The organism is Pseudomonas sp. Au-Pse12 (assembly GCF_021341665.1).
GTDB lineage: Bacteria > Pseudomonadota > Gammaproteobacteria > Pseudomonadales > Pseudomonadaceae > Aquipseudomonas.
Genome location: NZ_JAJTTH010000001.1, coordinates 627,052 through 646,751, shown reverse-complemented (window position 1 = coordinate 646,751; position 19,700 = coordinate 627,052). Strand labels below are relative to the sequence as shown.

General features: G+C 63.5%; 20 protein-coding genes. 6 read left to right on the top strand and 14 right to left on the bottom strand.

Annotated features, from left to right (window positions below; translation table 11 throughout):
• Positions 1-76 precede the first annotated feature (76 nt).
• Positions 77-781 (top strand): HPP family protein, encoded by a 705-nt coding sequence (locus tag LXM55_RS02880; protein WP_233318413.1) that lies wholly within the window; start codon positions 77-79, stop codon positions 779-781.
• Between the two features lie 22 nt (positions 782-803).
• Here the strand turns inward: LXM55_RS02880 and LXM55_RS02875 are convergent, their stop codons facing one another.
• The 8 genes from LXM55_RS02875 to LXM55_RS02840 form a co-directional block, all read right to left on the bottom strand.
• The gene (locus tag LXM55_RS02875) at positions 804-1,667 is read right to left on the bottom strand and encodes a LysR family transcriptional regulator (RefSeq protein WP_233318411.1); all 864 of its coding nucleotides are present in this window, start codon (positions 1,665-1,667) and stop codon (positions 804-806) included.
• Between the two features lie 59 nt (positions 1,668-1,726).
• Complete coding sequence (astA, locus tag LXM55_RS02870; protein WP_233318409.1) at positions 1,727-2,761, bottom strand: arginine N-succinyltransferase; 1,035 nt, start codon at positions 2,759-2,761, stop codon at positions 1,727-1,729.
• Positions 2,758-3,696, bottom strand: a complete 939-nt coding sequence (gene ctlX, locus LXM55_RS02865) for a citrulline utilization hydrolase CtlX (protein WP_233318406.1) — start codon at positions 3,694-3,696, stop codon at positions 2,758-2,760. Before ctlX ends, astA begins: the two co-directional genes overlap by 4 nt.
• A 177-nt stretch (positions 3,697-3,873) precedes the next feature.
• On the bottom strand, positions 3,874-4,353 hold the full coding sequence (locus LXM55_RS02860) for an Lrp/AsnC family transcriptional regulator (RefSeq protein WP_011061344.1): 480 nt from the start codon (positions 4,351-4,353) through the stop codon (positions 3,874-3,876).
• Positions 4,354-4,365: 12 nt separating this feature from the next.
• Entirely contained in the window at positions 4,366-5,127 is a 762-nt protein-coding gene (locus tag LXM55_RS02855) for an ABC transporter ATP-binding protein (RefSeq protein ID WP_233318405.1), read from the bottom strand.
• Between the two features lie 65 nt (positions 5,128-5,192).
• On the bottom strand, positions 5,193-5,903 hold the full coding sequence (locus LXM55_RS02850) for an ABC transporter permease (protein WP_233318403.1): 711 nt from the start codon (positions 5,901-5,903) through the stop codon (positions 5,193-5,195).
• On the bottom strand, positions 5,900-6,625 hold the full coding sequence (locus LXM55_RS02845; RefSeq protein WP_325169826.1) for an ABC transporter permease: 726 nt from the start codon (positions 6,623-6,625) through the stop codon (positions 5,900-5,902). Before LXM55_RS02845 ends, LXM55_RS02850 begins: the two co-directional genes overlap by 4 nt.
• Positions 6,626-6,697: 72 nt before the next feature.
• Entirely contained in the window at positions 6,698-7,477 is a 780-nt protein-coding gene (locus LXM55_RS02840) for a transporter substrate-binding domain-containing protein (RefSeq protein ID WP_233318401.1), read from the bottom strand.
• 565 nt (positions 7,478-8,042) lie between these two features.
• Between LXM55_RS02840 and LXM55_RS02835 the strand changes: the two genes are divergently transcribed.
• The 5 genes from LXM55_RS02835 (at position 8,043) to LXM55_RS02815 (ending at position 13,268) form a co-directional block, all read left to right on the top strand.
• Positions 8,043-8,456 (top strand): GtrA family protein, encoded by a 414-nt coding sequence (locus LXM55_RS02835; RefSeq protein ID WP_233318399.1) that lies wholly within the window; start codon positions 8,043-8,045, stop codon positions 8,454-8,456.
• Positions 8,443-9,435, top strand: coding sequence for a glycosyltransferase family 2 protein (locus LXM55_RS02830; RefSeq protein ID WP_325169825.1), 993 nt, complete (start codon positions 8,443-8,445; stop codon positions 9,433-9,435). Before LXM55_RS02835 ends, LXM55_RS02830 begins: the two co-directional genes overlap by 14 nt.
• Positions 9,432-10,841 (top strand): ArnT family glycosyltransferase, encoded by a 1,410-nt coding sequence (locus LXM55_RS02825; RefSeq protein ID WP_233318397.1) that lies wholly within the window; start codon positions 9,432-9,434, stop codon positions 10,839-10,841. Before LXM55_RS02830 ends, LXM55_RS02825 begins: the two co-directional genes overlap by 4 nt.
• Positions 10,842-11,005: 164 nt before the next feature.
• Positions 11,006-12,112 carry an enoyl-CoA hydratase/isomerase family protein gene (locus tag LXM55_RS02820; protein WP_233318395.1) on the top strand — a complete coding sequence of 369 codons (1,107 nt, stop codon included), beginning with the start codon at positions 11,006-11,008 and terminating at the stop codon, positions 12,110-12,112.
• A 4-nt stretch (positions 12,113-12,116) separates the two neighbouring features.
• Positions 12,117-13,268 carry an acyl-CoA dehydrogenase family protein gene (locus tag LXM55_RS02815; RefSeq protein WP_233318393.1) on the top strand — a complete coding sequence of 384 codons (1,152 nt, stop codon included), beginning with the start codon at positions 12,117-12,119 and terminating at the stop codon, positions 13,266-13,268.
• Positions 13,269-13,437: 169 nt separating this feature from the next.
• On the opposite strand, the gene LXM55_RS02810 is transcribed toward LXM55_RS02815, so the two are convergent.
• The 6 genes from LXM55_RS02810 to LXM55_RS02785 form a co-directional block, all read right to left on the bottom strand.
• Positions 13,438-13,842 (bottom strand): hypothetical protein, encoded by a 405-nt coding sequence (locus tag LXM55_RS02810; protein ID WP_233318391.1) that lies wholly within the window; start codon positions 13,840-13,842, stop codon positions 13,438-13,440.
• A 221-nt stretch (positions 13,843-14,063) separates the two neighbouring features.
• Positions 14,064-14,837 carry an enoyl-CoA hydratase gene (locus LXM55_RS02805; protein WP_210671585.1) on the bottom strand — a complete coding sequence of 258 codons (774 nt, stop codon included), beginning with the start codon at positions 14,835-14,837 and terminating at the stop codon, positions 14,064-14,066.
• A 20-nt stretch (positions 14,838-14,857) separates the two neighbouring features.
• A complete protein-coding gene (locus tag LXM55_RS02800; RefSeq protein WP_233318390.1) occupies positions 14,858-15,985 on the bottom strand; it encodes an acyl-CoA dehydrogenase in 1,128 nt (375 codons plus the stop codon).
• Positions 15,986-15,997: 12 nt separating this feature from the next.
• Positions 15,998-17,188, bottom strand: a complete 1,191-nt coding sequence (locus LXM55_RS02795) for an acetyl-CoA C-acyltransferase (RefSeq protein ID WP_233318389.1) — start codon at positions 17,186-17,188, stop codon at positions 15,998-16,000.
• 12 nt (positions 17,189-17,200) lie between these two features.
• The gene (locus LXM55_RS02790) at positions 17,201-17,962 is read right to left on the bottom strand and encodes an SDR family NAD(P)-dependent oxidoreductase (RefSeq protein ID WP_233318388.1); all 762 of its coding nucleotides are present in this window, start codon (positions 17,960-17,962) and stop codon (positions 17,201-17,203) included.
• A gap of 14 nt (positions 17,963-17,976) precedes the next feature.
• Positions 17,977-19,641, bottom strand: a complete 1,665-nt coding sequence (locus LXM55_RS02785; protein WP_233318387.1) for an AMP-binding protein — start codon at positions 19,639-19,641, stop codon at positions 17,977-17,979.
• Between the last annotated feature and the right edge of the window lie 59 nt (positions 19,642-19,700).

Here is a 19,700-nt window from a genome sequence, read left to right as displayed (position 1 = left end):
AACGTTCAAGGGCTTTCTGGTGATCCAGACAAGCCCTTCTTTTTGCCTGTCGTTCTGGATTGGATCGCTTCTACCGATGTTTGCCCGCTGGAAACCCGCCGCCATCAATACCCGCCCCCTGGAATGGAGCCGCGCCGCGATCGGCATGGCCCTGGGCACCCTGTTCAGTGTCTGGCTCTGTGCCCAGGTGTTTGGCATGCCCGTTGCGCTGCACCTGATCGGCCCGCTCGGCGCCTCGGCGGTGCTGCTGTTCGCGGTGTCTTCCGGGGCCCTGGCACAGCCCTGGTCGATCCTCGGTGGCTACCTCTGCGCCGGCGTGGTCGCGCTGCTGGTGGCGCATGTCCTGGGCCGGACCCTGGGCAGCGCTTGCCTGGCCGCGGGCATGGCCCTGGTGCTGATGTGCTGGTTGCGCTGCCTGCACCCACCGGCCGGTGCCCTGGCCCTGACCCTGGTGCTGGCCGACCCGGCCAGCGTCGCCCTGGACTGGCGCGAGTTGGGGCCGGTGATGCTGGCCGCCGCCAGCCTGCTGGCCAGTGCCCTGGCCTACAACAACCTGACGCGCATCCGTTACCCCAAGGGACCGAGCGAAGTGCCTGCGGTGCTGCCTTCCGCGGCCCCTGACGGCAATCTGGCAATCACCGCCGAAGACCTGAAGCTGGCCCTGGCCGATATGCAAGAGTTCTTCGACGTGACCCCCGAAGACCTCGAACAACTGATTCACGCCAGCGAAGCACACGCCCGCCGCCGCAGCATTGCCCAGGTGCTCGCTTCACGCCGCTGACAGCCAAGCGTGGGGGCTGGCTTCAGATCATCGGCGACCAGCGCTGGGACCAGTCGGTGTCGCTCCTGATCACTTCCCGCAGCACCGCGAACGCCTGTTGCAGCTCTGCCGAGTCCCGCTCACGGGCATACAGCAGGTAGGTGGGAAAGTTGAATTCCGGGGCCTTTTCCACCCGTTCCAGCACACCGCTGTCCAGGTAGCTCTGCACCACCCGCGTGCGGAAATAGCCGCTGCCCCCGGCATCGAGGATGAACTGCAGGGCCAGCGGGCCGAGGTTGAAACCCACCGCCGCCTTGGCCTGCTGGGGTAGCGCGGCGTCGTGCTGACGGCGAAAATCCTCGCCCCAATCGATGTACACATAAGGTTCGGGGCGCCCCGCCAAACGCACCTGGATGAGCTTTTCCTCCAGCAGTTGCTCAACCTGCAAGCCCGGCGAGTACAGCGGCTGGAACACCAGTGCGGCGTCCAGCACGCCCAGCTCCAGTTGCCGCTGCAAGCTGGCGCCTTCGGCCATCTGGGTGCGCACTGCGTGGTTGGGCAACGCCTGGCGCAGGCGCCGCACCCAATTGAGCATCAGCGGGTTGCACAGGCTCAGCTCGCCGCCGATGTGCAGCACATTGCGATAGCCGGCCAGCAACGGCAGGTCGCGCTGGGCCGCTTCCCAGGTCTGCACCAGCTGGTTGGCGTAGGCGATGAAGGCCTCGCCGTCGGCGGTGGGCCGGGCGCCGGCACGGTTGCGCACCAGCAGCTTGCAGTTGAGCTGGCCTTCCAGCTTCTGCACCCGAGCGCTGATGGCGGTCTGGGTCAGGTGCAGGCGCTCGGCGGCGGCGATCAGGCTGCCGCTACGGACGATTTCCAGGAAGGTGCGCGCCAGATCGATGTCCATGGTGCCTCGCCGGCAGAAAATTCGAGCGCCATTGTAGCGGCGCTCGCTGCACGGCGCTGCTAGGCCGCGGACATTTGCCGCGCGGGCACCGCCAGGCTCACCGCCCGCACTGAAGCACCAGCTGTCAGCCCCAGGGCCTTGGCGCTCTCGGCGCTGACAATCAGGGTGCCCGCCGCCACCCGTGCTGGCGCTGCGCTGATCCGGCAATCGGCGAACTGGCGGTTGTGAATCAGGTAGGGCTCGGCCTGCTCCCCCGGTGTGCCGATGCTCAGCTGCAGCACCTGGCTGTCGCGCACCGCGCGGATCTCGCCCGTGGCGCATTCGATCAAGGGCCCGCCGTCAAAGATGTCGATGTAATCCTTGAAGGCGAAGCCCTCGGCCTTGAGCATGCCCAGCGCCGGCTCGGTATTGGGGTGCACGCGGCCGATCGCTGCGCGGGCCGCTTCCGGCAGCAGGCAGGTGGGCAACGGAAACTTGGGCATCAGCTCGGCAATGAAGGTCTTGTTACCCAGGCCGGTGAGGTAGTCGGCGTCGGCGAAATCCATCTTGAAGAAGTGCCGGCCCAGGCCCTCCCAGAACGGTGATACGCCCTGCTCGTCGGAGTAGCCGCGCATCTCGGCAATCACCTTGTCGCCAAAATGCTCGCGAAACTCGGCCAGGAACAGCAAGCGCGCCTTGGACAGCAGGCGGCCGTTGAGGCCCTGGCGGTGATCGGCATGCAGGAACAGTGAGCACAGCTCCGACTGGCCGGTCATGTCGTTGCCCAGGAACAGGGTCGGCAACTGCTGGTTGATGCCGAGGTTTTTCGAGGCGGCGACAAACAACCCCAGGCGATAGTTGTACCAGGGCTCGCGCAGCCCCACGGCCCCGGCCAGGGCACAGATGCCGACCACTTCGCCCTGCTCGCTCTGCAGCACGAACAGGTAGTCGGCATCGGCTCGGGACGCCTGGCCGGCGAAGGTCTGTTCGGCCCACTGCAACCGCGAGCGCAAGCGCCCGGCGTCGGCCGGCAAGGTGGTGAGGCCGGCACCGGCGCTGTGGGCCAGGGCCAGCAGGGCCGGCAAATCGGCCTGGGTGGCGGGACGGACGATCATCGCGAGTGCTCCAGCTGAGGTTGACGTTCGGGCAGGTAGATTTCCGCCAGCATGCAGCGGGCGCTGCCGCCGCCGATGCGTTCAATGGTGTCGATGTTGACCGGCAAGGGCTGTACATGCTGCTCGATCAGGCATCGCTGCCGGGCGTCCAGCGAGCGCCAGGCACTGCGTGACATCACCAGCAGCGGTTCGCCGGCACGGTTGTGCACTTCCAGCATATTGCCGGCGAAGGATTCGAGCTGGGCCCAGGTCAAGGGCAGCAGCTGTTTGCCGCTGCTTTCCAGGCGCTGGCGCAAGGCCTCGCGCTCGCCGCCGTCGTCCAGGGCCAGCAGGCAGGCCACCGCCAGCCGGCTGCCGACGCTCATCATCACGTTGGTGTGATAGATCGGCACGCCGTGGCGATCCCGGGCGTGGAAAGCACAGAGCTCATAGCCCAACTGCTCCCCCCACTGCACCAGGGCCTGGTGATGGGTACGGCTCGAATAGCCGGCGTAGCAGATCCGCTGCTGGCGATCCAGGACCATGCTGCCGGTGCCTTCGAGGAACATCTCATGCTGCTCCAGAGGCGTCAGGTCGAGGGTGCGGGCCACCTCATACCGCTCGTGCAGGTGGGCCAGCACGCCCTTGAAGCGTTCCAGGCGGCGGTTGCGGCCCTGCATCGGGTACAGCACCAGCGTGCCGTCGGGGTGGCTGCTCCAGCAGTTGTTGGGGAAGATCGAATCCGGGGTATGAGGCGCGGCGCCGTCCTCGTGGACCAGCACCCTGACCCCCTGCTCGCGCAAGACCGCGACATAGCCATCGAACTCCTCCAGGGCCTTGACCTGGACGTCCTCGGCGACCCTGGCCGGACGTTGAAAACGGTTGTTGCCGGCGGTGTCCTGATTGAAGGAGAAGCGCGTCGGGCGAATCATCAAAACGCTGTGAGTGGTCTGCATGGGGCACGCAATCAATGAGTTTTCAGAGGGCCTCATTGTGATTTTTTGCCGGGGCAAAACCCGGCTGATCGACGGCTTTGCACAGCAGGAAATGGCTGAAAGCACAGGCGGCCCCAGCCGATTTCGCGCCCCCAGGAACACCGCGGCATGCGGCCCCAGGGAGGGAGGTGGCGGGGGTTATTCCATGCCGGTCTTGACCATCGCCAGTTCGGGATGGCTGACCAGCTTGTCGATGTGCAGGTCCGGGTCGTCGAACCAGACTTCGGTCAGTACCCGGTAGTGCTCCATGTCGCGGCAGCGCATGCGCAGGCTATAGTCGAAGGCGCCGCTGATCAGGCGGCACTCCAGGACCTGGGGACAGGCGCGGACCTTGGCCTCGAAGGCTTTCTGCGCCGCGCGCCCGCTCTGGTTGGACAGCGCCACCAGCACCAGCAGCGACAGCCCCGGGGTGAGTTTCTTTTCGTCGAGAATCGCCCCGTAGCCACGGATGACCCCCAACTGCTCCAGCTTGCGCACCCGTTCCAGGCACGGCCTGGGGGTCAGGTGCACGCGCTCGGAGAGCTTCTGGTAGGTGATGCGCCCTTCGTGGCGCAAAACCTCGATGATCGCCTGGTCGATTCGATCAAGCACGATCGACAAGTCGCGGATGTCCGCCATGGATGCCTTCCCTCACTTCAAACGGCCGGATAGAAACTGCTGCAAACGTTCACTCTGCGGCTGGTCGAGAATCGCCGCACTACCCTGCTCCTCGACCCGCCCTTGATGCAAGAACAACACCTGGCTCGAGACTTGCCGGGCAAAGCCCATTTCATGGGTGACCATGAGCATGGTCCGCCCTTCCTCCGCCAGCGCCTGGATCACCTTCAGCACCTCCCCCACCAGCTCCGGGTCCAGGGCCGAGGTCGGCTCGTCGAACAGCAGGATCTGCGGCTCCACCGCCAGGGCCCGGGCAATCGCCACCCGCTGCTGCTGGCCACCGGAGAGAAACGCCGGGTACTGCTCGGCCACTCGCTGCGGCAACCCCACCTTGTCCAGGTAGGCCCGGGCACTGGCCTCGGCTGCCTTGCGGCTGCTGCCCAGCACCTGACAGGGCGCAAGCATGATGTTTTCCAGCACGCTCAGGTGGCTCCACAGGTTGAAGTGCTGGAACACCATCGCCAGACGCGTGCGCAGGCGCTGCAACTGGGCCGGGCTGGCCACCTGCATGCCACCGGGGGCGTCCCGAGTAACCACCGCTTCGCCATCCAGGGCAAAGGTCCCGGCATCGGCCCGCTCAAGGAAATTGATGCAGCGCAACAGGGTGCTCTTACCCGAGCCACTGGCGCCGATCATGCTCACCACATCTCCGGCCCGGGCTTTCAACGAGACGCCCTTGAGCACCTCGTTGTCACCAAAACGCTTGTAGAGATTTTCAACGGTCAATTTGTACATCGCACACTCCTGGAACGCCGTGGCGGGCAACGGCGCTCTGGACAGAAATTAGAGGGAACACGCCATCAGTGAGCCGGGCCGAGGAAGCTCAGCCAGCGCCGCTCCGCCAGGCGGAAGGCAGCCACCAGGCCGAACGACAGCCCCAGGTACAACAGGCCGGCGATGCCGAAAGCCTGAAAGGTCATGAAGGTGGCGGCGTTGGCGTCCCGGGCCACCTTGAGGATGCCCGGAATGGTGGCGGTGAAGGCCACCGAGGTGGCGTGCAGCATCAGGATCACTTCGTTGCTGTAGTACGGCAGCGCCCTGCGCAGCGCCGAAGGCAGGATCAGCCGCCAGTACAGGCGCCAGCCACTCAGGCCATAAGCGTGGGCCGCCTCGATCTCGCCATAGGGAATGCTGCGGATGGCCCCGGCGAAGATCTCCACGGTGTAGGCGCAGGTGTTCAGGGTGAAGGCCAGCAAGGTGCAGTTCATGGCGTCGCGAAAGAACGCCTCCAATAGCGGTTGCTGGCGCACCGCGGCGATGCCGTACAAGCCGCTGTAGCAGATCAGCAGTTGGATATACAAAGGCGTGCCGCGAAACACGTAGGTGAACAGCTGCACCGGCCAGCGCAGCAACGCCCACTGTGAAGTGCGCAGAATGGCCAAGGGCAGCGACAGGACGAAGCCCATGGCCAGGCTCGCCACCAGCAGCCACAGGGTCATGGCCAGTCCGGTGAGCGTTTCGCCGTCGCTGAACAGAAACGGCCGCCAGTATTCCGTGATCAGTTCGATCATCGCGACAGCCCTCGCACGCCCTGGTTGTAGTGCCGTTCCAGGCGTCGCAGCAACTGGTTCGAAGCACTGGTGATCAGCAAGTACAGCGCCGCCGCCAGCAACAGGAAATCCAGCATGTTGAAGGTGCTCTTGCCGGCTTCCTGAGCCACCTTGACCAGGTCGGTGAGGCCGATGATCGACACCAGCGCCGTGGCCTTGAGCAGCACCAGCCAGTTATTGCCCAGGCTGGGCAAGGCGAAGCGCATCATTTGCGGGAACACCACGTGGCGAAAGCGCTGCATGCGGCTCAGGCCAAAGGCCGCCGCCGCTTCCTGCTGGCCCCGGGGCACGCTGAGGATCGCCCCGCGAAAGGTCTCGGTGAAATAGGCGCCATAGATGAAGCCCAGGGTCACGGTCCCGGCGACAAAGGGGTCGATCTCCATATAGGGCCACTCCAGCAGTTCGGTCAGAACCGTCAGCCAGCCCTGCAGGCTGTAGAAAATCAGCAGCATCAGCACCAGGTCCGGCACTCCGCGAATCAACGTGGTGTAGCAGGTCGCCGGGATTCGCAGCAGGCGTAGCGGCGAGAGCTTGGCCGCCGCCCCCAGCAGGCCCAGGAGCATGCTCACCAGCAGCGCCAGGGCCGAGAGTTTCAGGGTCATCCAGGCACCGTGCAGCAACAGCGGTCCGTAGCCTTGCAAGACCGACAGGTCCAGGCCCAACAGCGTCAGAAAGGTATTCACGCCAATCACCTTGTTCAGTCCACGACCGGCCCCGGGACAGCGCGCAGGTGTCCCGGGGCCGGCGGTGGGCGATCAGTTGTTGTAGAGGTCGAGGTCGCCGAAGTACTTGCGCTGGATCTGGGCGTAGATGCCCTTTTCATGCAGGGCCTTGATGGCGCCATTGAGCATGGCCTTGAGTTCGTCCTGGTCCTTGCGCAGGCCGATGGCGATCTCCGCCGGCACCAGCGGGTCGCTGACCCCGACGCTGTTCTCGAAGTCCGCGCCCTGGGGCGATGCGAGGAAGCTCATCTGCGCCTGCAACTTGTCCTGGATCGAGGCATCCAGCCGGCCGTAGACCAGGTCGGCGTAGACCTGATCCTGGTTCTGGTAGGCCCGCAGCTTGACCCCGGCCGGCGCCAGTTTGGCCCTGGCGTAGGTTTCCTGGATGGTGCCCTGCATGTAACCCAGGGTCTTGCCCTTGAGGGATTCGCCGGTGGGCTCAAGCCCCGACCCCTTGCGGGTGACAATGGCCGTCGGCCCGGCGTACAGGCGGTCGCTGAAGTCGATCTGCTTGCGCCGCGCATCGGTGACCGTCATCGAGGATTCGATGGCGTCGAACTTGCCGGCCTTGAGCGCCGGGATCAGGCCGTCGAAATCGTTGCTGACCCACACGCACTTGAGCTTGAGCTCGGCGCAGATGGCGTTGCCCAGGTCGACGCCGAAGCCTTGCACGCCGCCGTCGGCGGTGGTGGATTCAAAGGGCGGATAGCTCGGGTTGACGCCAAAGCGCAGTTCTTTCCACTCCTTGGCGCTGGCGCCCATGGACATGCACGCAATTGCCAGTAACGGCACAGCCAGCCAGTGTTTAGTCATCTTCAGAGTCCCGGATTATTTGGATTTATAGCGGCCCGGCAACAAGGCCGGGCCCCACTTGTGACAGGGGCAGAGAGTGGGTGCGGGGTCGCCGCAGTCGGTTTTTTGTTGTTATTGACCAGGTTCGGCGAGCCGTGCCGGACCGGTTCCTGGTTGCCGCGGTCTACGCTGCAACGGAGCGCCAGAATGCCAACTGGCGAAGCATCCCAGGTGTCGTAAGCGGCACCTGCGACAGCCCGGATCGGCTGATCACGGCTATTTCACAGCCGACTCTGTCGCCAAGGCTCTGCGCCTTGGCCCAGAGCGGTTGCGCCAAGTCAAACAGATAACAATTCAATAACATGCTTGTTATTTAAAACTGCAAATTGCAGTCGCCAAACTTACATATGGCAAGGCATGTTCCTGGCAAGTAAAAATAACAGTTCTGCAATTATAAATCCTGAAACAATTTATCGGACTCGATAAATATTATTTTCACAAGACCCACTTCGTTTAATGACATCTTATGACGCCACGATCGCCATTCCGATTACCACTGCCCTATCTGTTAAAGCAGGAGCATTTGATGTCGCGTTCCCCGGAAAGTGTTCGACCGCAACATTCCATTCAACTTCCGCGTTACTTGATCGTTGGTGGCTTGGCCACGGTAAGTCACTACAGCATCTTCCTGTTGATGATCAGCTCTATTGCTCCGCTACCCGCCAGCCTGGCGGGCGCGGCAGTCGGCACCCTGGTCAGCTACCAGGGCAACAAGCGCTGGACCTTTGCCTGCGACCGGCAGGCGCCGTGGCCCGGGCCGATGCTGCGTTTTTGCGTGACCGCATTCGCTTACAACCTGGGTAACGCCTTGATGATGCTGCTGTTACTGGATCACTGGCAGCAGTCGCCTTTGTTGATGCAGATAATCAGCAGCGCAGGCCTGACACTGGTTACCTACTGGATTAACCGGACTTGGACATTCAAACATGAAAACCTCTAACGACATGAACGCTGACGGCACACGCTTCTTGAGCGTAGTGATCTGTTGTTATAACGAAACCCATGTATTACCGGAGTTTCATGCCCGACTGATGTCAATCGTTGGAAAGTTACAGATTCGTTATGAAGTCCTGTATGTAAATGATGGCAGCAACGACAGTAGCCTGACGCTGTTTGATGCTTTCTGCCAGGCTCCCCATGTCCGCTGTCTCAATCTCTCGCGCAACTTTGGCAAGGAGGCGGCCATGACCGCGGGTCTCGACCATGCCGCCGGCGAAGCCATCCTGTTTATCGATGCCGACCTGCAAGACCCTCCCGAGTTGATTCCACTGATGGTCGAGCACTGGCTGGCCGGTTGCGACATCGTCAACATGCAACGCCGCGATCGACGAGGCGATACCGCGGCTAAGCGAATCAGCGCCACGGTGTATTACCGTCTGCTGCGGCGGCTGGTCGACCAATATGCGATCCCGCAGGACGTCAGTGATTTCCGCCTGATCGGCGCTGCGCCGTTGCGGGCCCTGCGGGCCATGCCCGAGCGAGCCCGCTTCATGAAGGGCATGGTCAACTGGCTGGGGTTCAAGACCATCGAGCTGCCTTACGAGCGCGTGGCCCGTGGTGCCGGTCAATCCAAGTGGGGGCCGTTTGCCCTGATCGACCTGGCGATCGAAGGCATCGTGGCCTTTTCACGCAAGCCCCTGCGCTGGTTCAGCTTGCTCAGTGCATCGATCTTTGTGCTGACCCTGCTTTATCTCGCTCAGCAGATTGGCACTGGCCGCCTGGATATTCATGACTTCATCCTCAGTGTCGGCGCCATGCTGGCCTTGGGAGTGGCCCTGGTTGGCGAATACATCGGTGCCACATTGAGCGAGGTCAAGCGCCGCCCGGTGTACCTGCTCCGCAGCACCTTCGGTGGTTTTTCCAAGCGCCTGGCAGGCCCCGCGACCCGGCGGCTTGGCGAAGAAGAGCAAAACCAATGAAGCGCCCTTCCATTCGAACATTGTGGTGGCTGCTACTGGTGATTCTGGGCGTGCGCCTGGCCAGCCTCGGGTTGTATCCGCTGATGGACACCTCTGAGGCGCGCTATGGAGAAATGGCCCGCAAGATGCTCGAACTCGATGATTGGGTGACCCCCATGTTCGATTATGCCGTGCCGTTTTGGGGCAAGCCGCCTCTGGCCTTCTGGAGCCAGGCGCTGAGCATGCAGCTGTTGGGTGTCAATGAGTTTGCGCTGCGTTTCCCCGCCTGGTTGTTTCACTTGGGCAGCTGCCTGCTCATCCTGCGATTTGCTCGCGAGGAGCGCGACCTGCGTTCCGGCCTGTATGCCGCGATCATCTTTTCCAGCACCACCCTTGGTTTTCTAAGTGCCGGCGTGGTGCTGACCGATCCCGCCCTGGGTTTTGCCCTGCTCCTGGCAACCTATGGTTTTTGGCGAGGCACGATGCAGGCTGATCGGCGTTGGGCCCTGGCCGGTTTTTTCGGCCTGGGCCTGGGTCTGCTGGCCAAAGGGCCGCTGGTCTTGGTGTTGGTCGCTGCCCAGGCGGGGCTCTGGACGCTGCTCAATCGACAATGGCAAGCACTTTGGCGCCTGCCTTGGATACCGGGCCTGGGCTTGATGCTGTTGGTGGCCGTGCCCTGGTACGTGCTGGCGGAGGTGCGCAGCCCGGGCTTCCTCGACTATTTCCTGGTGGGCGAACACTGGAAGCGTTATGTGGTCAGTGACTGGGCCGGTGATCTGTATGGCAGCGCTCACGCACGGCCCCCGGGCAGCATCTGGCTGGACCTGCTGCTGGCGCTGTTTCCCTGGAGCCTGTGGTTGCCGTTGCTATGGCGCCAGCGCCGGCAATACCTGGCCCAGCCTCGCTACTTCAGCTTCATTGCCTTATGGGCATTGGCCACACCCGCGTTTTTCACCCTGTCGGGGAATATTCTCTGGACTTACGTCTTGCCGGCGTTGCCAGCCTGGAGCTTGTTGCTGGCGACGGCCTGGCCCCCCCATCAGTCCGAACCCGGCCATTTTGCCCGGGCCGCGGCGCTGGTCAGTTCGCTGCTGCTCCCCGTCGGCCTGTTATTGGCCATCATCGAGGGTTCCCTGTTCGAGCGGCCGAACAATCAGCAGGCACTGGCGAGCGCCTGGAAAGCGCTCCAGGCGACCGAACCCGGCCCACTCTATTATTGGGGACGACGCTCATACTCGGGCGAGTTCTACAGTGCCGGGCAGGCTCGGCAAGTGAAGGATTTGTCCTTGTTGCCCAACAACACGCGGTTCTATCTGGCGCGCCGCGAAAAGGATCTGGATCACGGGCTTGCCGAGTTGGCGCCATGGGGCTGTACGCAACAGTTGCGGGCCAGCCAGAGTGTGCTGTTCAAGTGCATGGCCCCTTGAACGGGGGCCGACTTCCAGCAGGAAAAGGGTGTTTTACATTGAGGCAAAAATGCACAGTCGACCTGCAGCTTTCGGGGTTGTAATTGGCAAATTTGCACTGTTACGATCCGCCGATGCTCGCGCGCGAGCCTCATATAAAAAACAATAAAAGCAGGGAGTTAGTGATGACTGCTCAGGTTTCATCCCAGGCGAGCCGGGCCCCCGATGCCACCCCGGACGAAGTGCTGGTCGAGGTGCGCAACCACATCGGCTACCTGACCCTAAACCGCCCCGCCGGTCTCAACGCCATCACCCTGTCGATGGTCCGTACCTTGCAGCAGCAACTGGACGCCTGGGCCCAGGACCCGTTGATCCACGCCATCGTGCTGCGTGGCGCCGGCGAAAAAGCCTTCTGCGCCGGCGGTGATATCCGCTCGCTGTATGACAGCTTCCACAACGGCGACAGCCTGCACCAGGACTTCTTCGTCGAGGAATACGCCCTCGATCAGGCAATCCACCATTACCGCAAGCCGGTGCTGGCGCTGATGGACGGCTTTGTCCTTGGCGGCGGCATGGGCCTGGTCCAAGGCGCCGACCTGCGGGTGGTCACCGAGCGCAGCCGCCTGGCGATGCCGGAAGTGGCCATCGGTTACTTCCCGGATGTCGGCGGCAGTTACTTCCTCTCGCGGATACCCGGCGAGCTGGGCATCTACCTCGGCGTCAGCGGGGTGCAGATCCGCGCCGCCGATGCGCTGTACTGCGGCCTGGCCGACTGGCACCTGGACAGCGCCAAGCTGGAGCTGCTGAACCAGCGCCTGGACCGCCTGCACTGGAGCGACTCGCCGCTCAAGGACCTGCAGGGCCTGCTGGCCAAGCTGGCGGTGCAGAGCTTGCCCGATGCACCGCTGGAGGCCTTGCGCCCGGCCATCGACCATTTCTTCGCCCTGCCGGACATGCCGAGCATCGTCGAGCAGTTGCGCAACGTGACGGTCGCCGACTGCCACGAATGGGCCAAGGCCACCGCCGACCTGCTGGAGACCCGCTCGCCGCTGGCCATGGCCGTGACCCTGGAAATGCTCCGCCACGGCCGCCAGTTGAGCCTGGAACAGTGCTTCGCCCTGGAACTGCACCTGGACCGCCAGTGGTTCGAGCGTGGCGACCTGATGGAAGGCGTGCGCGCCCTGATCATCGACAAAGACAAGACCCCCCGCTGGAACCCGCCAACCCTGGCCGCCCTCGAGGCCGAACGGGTAGCGAGCTTCTTCAGCGGTTTCGACGGCAGCGGGAGCTGAACTCATGCACGACATTGAACTGAGCGAAGAACAAGTGATGATCCGCGACATGGCCCGGGATTTTGCCCGCGGCGAGATCGCGCCCCATGCCCAGGCCTGGGAAAAGGCCGGCTGGATCGACGACGGCCTGGTGCGCAAGATGGGCGAGCTGGGCCTTCTGGGCATGGTGGTCCCCGAGGAATGGGGCGGCAGCTACCTGGATTACGTGGCCTACGCCCTGGCGGTGGAAGAGATTTCCGCCGGCGACGGTGCCACCGGCGCACTGATGAGCATCCACAACTCGGTGGGCTGCGGGCCGATCCTCAACTACGGCAGCCAGGAACAGAAACAGCAATGGCTACCGCGCCTGGCGGCCGGCGAAGCCATCGGCTGCTTCTGCCTGACCGAACCCCAGGCCGGCTCCGAAGCGCACAACCTGCGCACCCGCGCCGAACTGCGCGATGGCCAGTGGGTGATCAACGGCGCCAAGCAGTTCGTCAGCAACGGCAAGCGTGCACAACTGGCCATCGTCTTTGCGGTGACCGACCCGGAACTGGGCAAGAAAGGCCTCTCGGCGTTCCTGGTGCCCACCGACACCCCGGGTTTTATCGTCGACCGCACCGAACACAAGATGGGCATTCGCGCCTCCGACACCTGCGCGGTCACCCTCAACCAGTGCACCATCCCCGAAGCCAACCTGCTGGGTGAACGCGGCAAGGGCCTGGCCATCGCCCTGTCCAACCTCGAAGGCGGCCGCATCGGCATTGCCGCCCAGGCCCTGGGCATTGCCCGCGCCGCGTTTGAAGCGGCCCTGGCCTACGCCCGGGAACGGGTGCAGTTCGACAAGCCGATCATCGAGCACCAGAGCATCGCCAACCTGCTGGCCGACATGCACACCCGGCTGAATGCCGCGCGCTTGCTGATCCTGCACGCCGCGCGCCTGCGCAGCGCTGGCCAGCCATGCCTGTCGGAGGCGTCCCAGGCCAAGCTGTTCGCCTCGGAAATGGCCGAGAAGGTCTGCTCCTCGGCGATGCAGATCCATGGCGGCTACGGCTACCTGGAGGACTACCCGGTGGAGCGCTACTACCGCGATGCGCGGATCACCCAGATCTACGAAGGCTCCAGCGAGATCCAGCGCCTGTTGATTGCCCGCGAGTTGAAGCATTACCAGCTGTAGGCATTGACGCCGAAAACAAAAAATCGCAGCCCAGGCTGCGATTTTTTTGGCTGTTCCCCGTAGTAGCCGGCTTGCCGGCGAAGAGGCCCTAGGGCCATAGGCAAAATGCTCCCGCTCGCGGTTTTAATCCCATCAAGCGCGACGGCAATGCTTCAGATATCCCGCTCTTTTACCGAACGTACTGATCCTGGGTTCTGACAAAGCTGTCAAACTCCTGAGAGTTGTAAACCTCCAGACATCCATAAAACACCATCTTTTGAAACGAGTACTTACTCAAGGCTGAAGTCTTCTGATAGGCATCCAGAATGAACTTCTCAGTGGACGCATAAGGGTCATGGAGGGTTTCTTGTGTGTCCTCATTCTGCACGATCCTGTGCATTCCCTTTCCCATGAAATGGTAGGCACCAATGGCCAACGAAATATCTTCCTTGATTGCTGACTGCTCCTTGAACTGGCTGTCGATGCAATTAGCCAACCCATAGTTCTTGAGCATTTCACGGGCCTTGGGTAGATCAGCAGCAGTTACGGTAAAAGAGCACGAAAAAGACAAAAAAAACGCCAAAATAAAACGCATTATCCTTTCAACTCCCAAAAATATATGGCTACGAGCCTAACCCTAGGATCCTTATATTCAAGGCTATCCAAGCGATGGTAGTCGCTACCATCTCCTGTAGTTTTTCCATTCCATAGAGTTGCGTGTCCCGTTGCGTTCTCTGGGTAACGCTACTTGAAACCAAAAAACGCAGCCTAGGCTGCGTTTATTATTGGCGGTTGCCCCGTAGGAGCCGAGCCCGGTTACTGATCCTTGAACTGCGGATCACGCTTGGCGATGAAGGCGGCCATGCCCTCTTTCTGGTCCTGGGTGGCGAAGGCGGCGTGGAACACCCGACGCTCGAAACGTACGCCTTCGGACAGGCTGACTTCGAAGGCGCGGTTCACGCTTTCCTTGATCATCATGCTCACCGGGATCGATTTGCCGGCAATCAGCGCGGCGACTTTCAGCGCTTCTTCCACCAGTTCATCGGCCGGCACGATGCGCGCGACGATGCCGCAACGCTCGGCTTCCACGGCGTCGATAAAACGCCCGGTCAGGCACATTTCCATGGCCTTGGCCTTGCCCACGGCGCGGGTCAGGCGCTGGGTGCCGCCCATGCCCGGCAATACGCCGAGGTTGATTTCCGGCTGGCCGAACTTGGCGTTGTCGCCGGCCAGGATGAAGTCGCACATCAGCGCCAGTTCACAGCCGCCACCGAGGGCAAAGCCATTGACCGCGGCGATGATCGGCTTGCGCCGGTTGGCCACACGGTCGCTGTCGCTGAACAAATCGTCGAGGTAGATCTGTGGGTAGCTCAGCTCGGCCATTTCCTTGATGTCGGCACCGGCGGCGAAGGCTTTCTTGGAACCGGTGATGACGATGCAGCCGATCTGCGGGTCGGCTTCCAGGCGATCCAGGGCCTGGTTCACTTCACCGACTATCTGTGCGTTGAGGGCGTTCAGCGCCTGGGGGCGGTTGAGGGTGATCAGGCCGACCCGGCCCTTGATGTCCAACAGAATGGTTTCGTAGCTCATGAATCAGCTCCTGCTAAAAGTCAGAGATTGCGCGAAATGACCATGCGCTGAATGTCGCTGGTGCCTTCGTAGATCTGGCAGATGCGCACGTCGCGGCAGATCCGCTCCACCGGGAAGTCGCTCAAATAGCCATAGCCGCCCAGGGTTTGCAAGGCCGCAGAGCAGACCTTCTCGGCCATTTCCGAGGCGAACAGTTTGGCCATCGAGGCCTCCACCAGGGCCGGCTTGCCGCTGTCGCGCAGGGCCGCGGCGTAGTGCACCATCTGCCGCGCCACGGCGATCTGGGTGGCCATGTCCGCCAGGCGGAACGCCACGGCCTGGTGCTCGATGATCGGCTTGCCGAAGGTCTCGCGCTCGCGGGCATAGTCGCGCGCCGCTTCGAACGCGGCCCGAGCCATGCCCACCGATTGCGAGGCAATGCCCACGCGGCCGCCTTCGAGGTTGGCCAGGGCGATCTTGTAGCCCTCGCCCTCCTCGCCCAGGCGGTTGGCCACCGGCACCTTGACGTCTTCGAAGAGGATCTGGCAGGTGTCGCTGGCATGCTGGCCGAGCTTGTCCTCGACACGCGCGACCTTATAGCCCGGTGCATCGGTGGGCACGATAAAGGCGCTGATGCCGCGCTTGCCGGCCGCCGGGTCGGTGACCGCGAAGACGATCACCACCCCGGCGTTCTGCCCCGAGGTGATGAACTGCTTGCAGCCGTTGAGCACGTAGTGGTCGCCGTCGCGGCGGGCCCGGGTCTTCAGGCTGCTGGCGTCGGAGCCGGCCTGGGGTTCGGTGAGGGCGAAGGCGCCGAGCATGGCGCCGCTGGCCAGGGGCTTGAGGAAACGCTCTTTCTGCTCATCGTTGCCGAACTTGAGGATCGGCACGCAGCCCACCGAGTTGTGCACGCTCATGATCGTGGAACAAGCGCCATCACCGGCAGCGACCTCTTCCAGGGCCATGACATAGGCCAGGTAGCCGGTGTCGCAGCCGCCCCACTGCTCGGGCACCAGCATGCCGAAGAAGCCCAGTTCGGCCATCTCGGCGATGGCTTCCTTGGGAAAGCGGTGCTCGCGGTCCCAGTCGGCGGCAAAGGGCTTGAGCCGCTCCTGGGCGAATTGCCGGGCGGCGTCGCTGATCTGCAGTTGTTCGTCATTGGGCAACATCGGGATTCCTCGTTACAGGCATTCAACGGCCATGGCCGTGGCTTCGCCACCGCCGATGCAGATTGCGGCCACGCCACGCTTGAGGCCCTTCTGGCGCAGGGCCGAGAGCAGGGTCACCAGGATCCGCGCGCCGGAGGCTCCGATCGGGTGGCCCAGGGCGCAGGCGCCGCCGTGCACGTTGACCTTGGCGTGGGGGATGTCCAGCTTGTTCATGGTCACCAGGCTAACCACGGCGAAGGCTTCGTTGATTTCGAACAGGTCGACATCGCTCAGGGCCCAACCGGTCTTTTTCATCAGCCGTTCGATGGCGCCCACCGGGGCCACCGGGAACAGGCTCGGGGTGTCGGCGAAGGCCGCGTGCCCGTGGATCACCGCCAGGGGCTTGAGGCCGCGCTTGTCGGCTTCGGAACGGCGCATCAGCACCAGGGCCGCGGCGCCGTCGGAGATCGAGCTGGCGTTGGCGGCGGTCACGGTGCCGCCGTCACGGAACGCCGGCTTCAAGGTGGCGATCTTGTCGAGCTTGGCCTTGGGCGGCTGTTCGTCATCGCTGATCAGCTTCGACTCCTTGCCGACCATCACTTGCAGGGGAACGATCTCGTCCTTGAACAGGCCGTCCTTGATCGCCTGTTGGGCGCGGGTCAGGGAAGCCACGGCGAAGTCGTCCTGGGCCTGGCGGGTGAAACCGTTGGCCTCGGCGCAGTCCTCGGCGAAGGTGCCCATCAGGCGGCCCTTGTCATAGGCGTCTTCCAGGCCGTCGAGGAACATGTGATCCAACACCTTGCCGTGGCCCATGCGGTAGCCGCTGCGGGCGCGATCCAGCAGGTACGGGGCGTTGGACATGCTTTCCATGCCCCCGGCGATCACCACCTCGGCGCTGCCGGCCAGCAGCATGTCGTGGGCCAGGATGGTGGCTTCCATGCCGGAGCCGCACATCTTGTTCAGGGTGGTGCAGCGGGTGCCCTTGTCCAGGCCAGCGCCCAGGGCCGCCTGGCGCGCCGGGGCCTGGCCAAGGCCGGCGGCCAGCACGCAGCCGAACAGCACTTCTTGCACCGCGTCGGCGCCGATACCGGCACGCTGCACCGCGGCGCGGATGGCTTCGCTTCCCAGTTGCGGGGCGCTGAGGCCTTTCAGGTCACCCTGGAAACCGCCCATCGGGGTGCGGACGGCGCTGACAATGACAATCGGATCGTGGGCAATGGACATGATGAATCCTCCTTACTTGGCGGCCATGCGCAAGGCACCGTCGAGACGGATCACCTCGCCGTTGAGCATGCTGTTTTCAATGATATGCCGCACCAGCGCGGCGTACTCGGCGGGTTTGCCCAGGCGCGGCGGGAACGGCACGCCAGCGGCCAGGCCGGCGCGCACTTCATCGCTCATGCCGGCCATCATCGGGGTTTCGAAAATCCCCGGGGCGATGGTCATCACGCGGATGCCGAAACGCGCCAGCTCGCGAGCCACCGGCAGGGTCAGGCTGGCGATGGCGCCCTTGGACGCGGCGTAGGCGGCCTGGCCGATCTGCCCGTCGAAGGCGGCGATGGAGGCGGTGTTGATGATCACCCCACGCTCGCCCTCGGCATCGGCCGCGCTTTCGGCGATGGCCGCCGCGGCCAGACGCAGCAGGTTGAAGCTGCCGATCAGGTTGACGTTGATCACCTGGCTGAAACTGGCCAGGGCATGCGGGCCGTTCTTGCCGAGGATTTTCTCGCCACGCACGATCCCGGCACAGTTGACCAGGCCGTTGAGCCCGCCAAAGGCCTTGACCGTCGCCTGCACCGCCGCTTCGGCGGCGGCTTCCTGGCTGATGTCCGCCACCACGCTGAGGCACCCCAGTTGCTGCGCCTTGGCCGCCACGGCCTCGGCGTTGAGGTCCACCAGCATCACCTTGGCGCCGGCGGCGACGAGCATTTCAGCGCTGGCCGCACCGAGGCCGGAAGCACCGCCACTGACGAGAAACACCTGGTTTGCAATCTGCATCATTCAAATCCTGTTCATGCGGTAGCTGTTGACGCCGCGGCCTCTTGAGCCTTGGCGATTTCCTGGTTGCGCAAGATAAAGCGCTGCAATTTGCCGCTGGGGGTCTTGGGCAAATCACTGACAAATTCGATTTCACGGGGGTAGGAATGGGCCGCCAGGCGCTTGCGCACATGTTGGCGCAGCTCCTCGGCCAACTCCGGGGTGGCGCGGTACTGCTCGCTGAGCACCACGAATGCCTTGACCAGCTCGGTGCGCTCCGGATCGGGCTTGCCCACCACCGCGGCTTCGACCACCGCCGGGTGTTCGATCAAGGCACTTTCCACATCGAAGGGGCCGACCCGGTAGCCGGACGTGGTGATCACATCGTCGCTGCGCCCGACGAAACTGATGCTGCCGTCCTGGTTCAGCTCGACGGTGTCGCCGCTGAGGTAGTAGTCGCCGACGAAGGCCTTGGTCGGCACCCCGGCGTAACCGGCGAACCAGCACATCGGTGACTGGCGGCGGTCGATGGCCAGGATCCCCGGCTGGCCGACTCCCAGCTCGCGGTACTCCTCGTCCAGCACCACGATGCGGTGGCCGGGCGAGGCAAAACCGGCGGCGCCGACATGCACCGGATGCTCCAGGCCATGGTGGTTGCACAGCACCATGCCGAGCTCGGTCTGGCCGTAATGATCGTGGATCACCACGTCCAGCTGCTCGGCGAACCAGCGGATGACTTCCGGGTTCAGCGGCTCGCCGGCGCTGCTGACGATGCGCAGGCGGCCCTTGATCGAACGGGCGAACTGGTCGCCGCCGGCGATCAGCAGGCGGTAGGCCGTAGGCGAGCCAGTGAGGTTGGTGATGCCGTACTTGTTGATCACCCGGCAGGTACTTTCCAGGGTGAAGGGGCCATCGTAGAACGTGATCGGGTGCCCCAGGCCCAGCGGCCCGGTGACGCCGAAATAGATGCCATAGGCCCAGCCCGGGTCGGCGACGTTCCAGAAAGCATCCTCGGGGCGCAGGTCCACGGCGTCGCGGGTGTAGCTCTGGAACGCGACAATCGCCTTGAGCGGCACTTCCAGGGCTTTCGACGGGCCGGTGGTGCCCGAGGTGAACATCAGCAGGAACGGGTCTTCGCCGGTCAGCAGCACCGGTTCGCACTGGGCCGGGTACTGTTCCAGCTCGGCCCAGAAACTGAAATCGCCGCGCACGATGCCCTGCCCTTTGGCCGCCGCGACCGTGACGATGGTCGGGCACTCGGCGACTTCCGCCAGCTTCGGCCGGTTCACCGCGTCGCTGATCACCAGCTTGGCCTTTGAACTGTTGAGGCGATGCTCGATGGCCTTGGGGCCAAAGGCGGTGAACAGCGGCTGGTACACCGCGCCAATGCGCCAGGTGGCCAGTACCGTGATCAGCAATTCGACATTGCGCGGCAGCAATCCGGCGACCTTGTCGCCCTTGCCTACCCCCTGGGCCAGGAAGAAATTGGCCAGGCGCGCGGCCTTGTCCTGCAATTCGGTGAAGGTGTAGGTGGCGCTGCTACCGTCGCGGCCCTCCCAGAACAGAGCGATGCGCCCGGGCAATGCGTGTCGGTCGCAGCATTCGACACAGGCATTGAGGGCCGACAGCGAACCCGCCAGGGCGGCATCCACGGTGTGCTGATAGTTGAAATCGTTGGTAGCGGACAGGTAGTTGCGCATTGCCAGAATCCCTCACTGTTCTTATTAGGATGGGAACCTCATGAAAATCAGGGAAATAC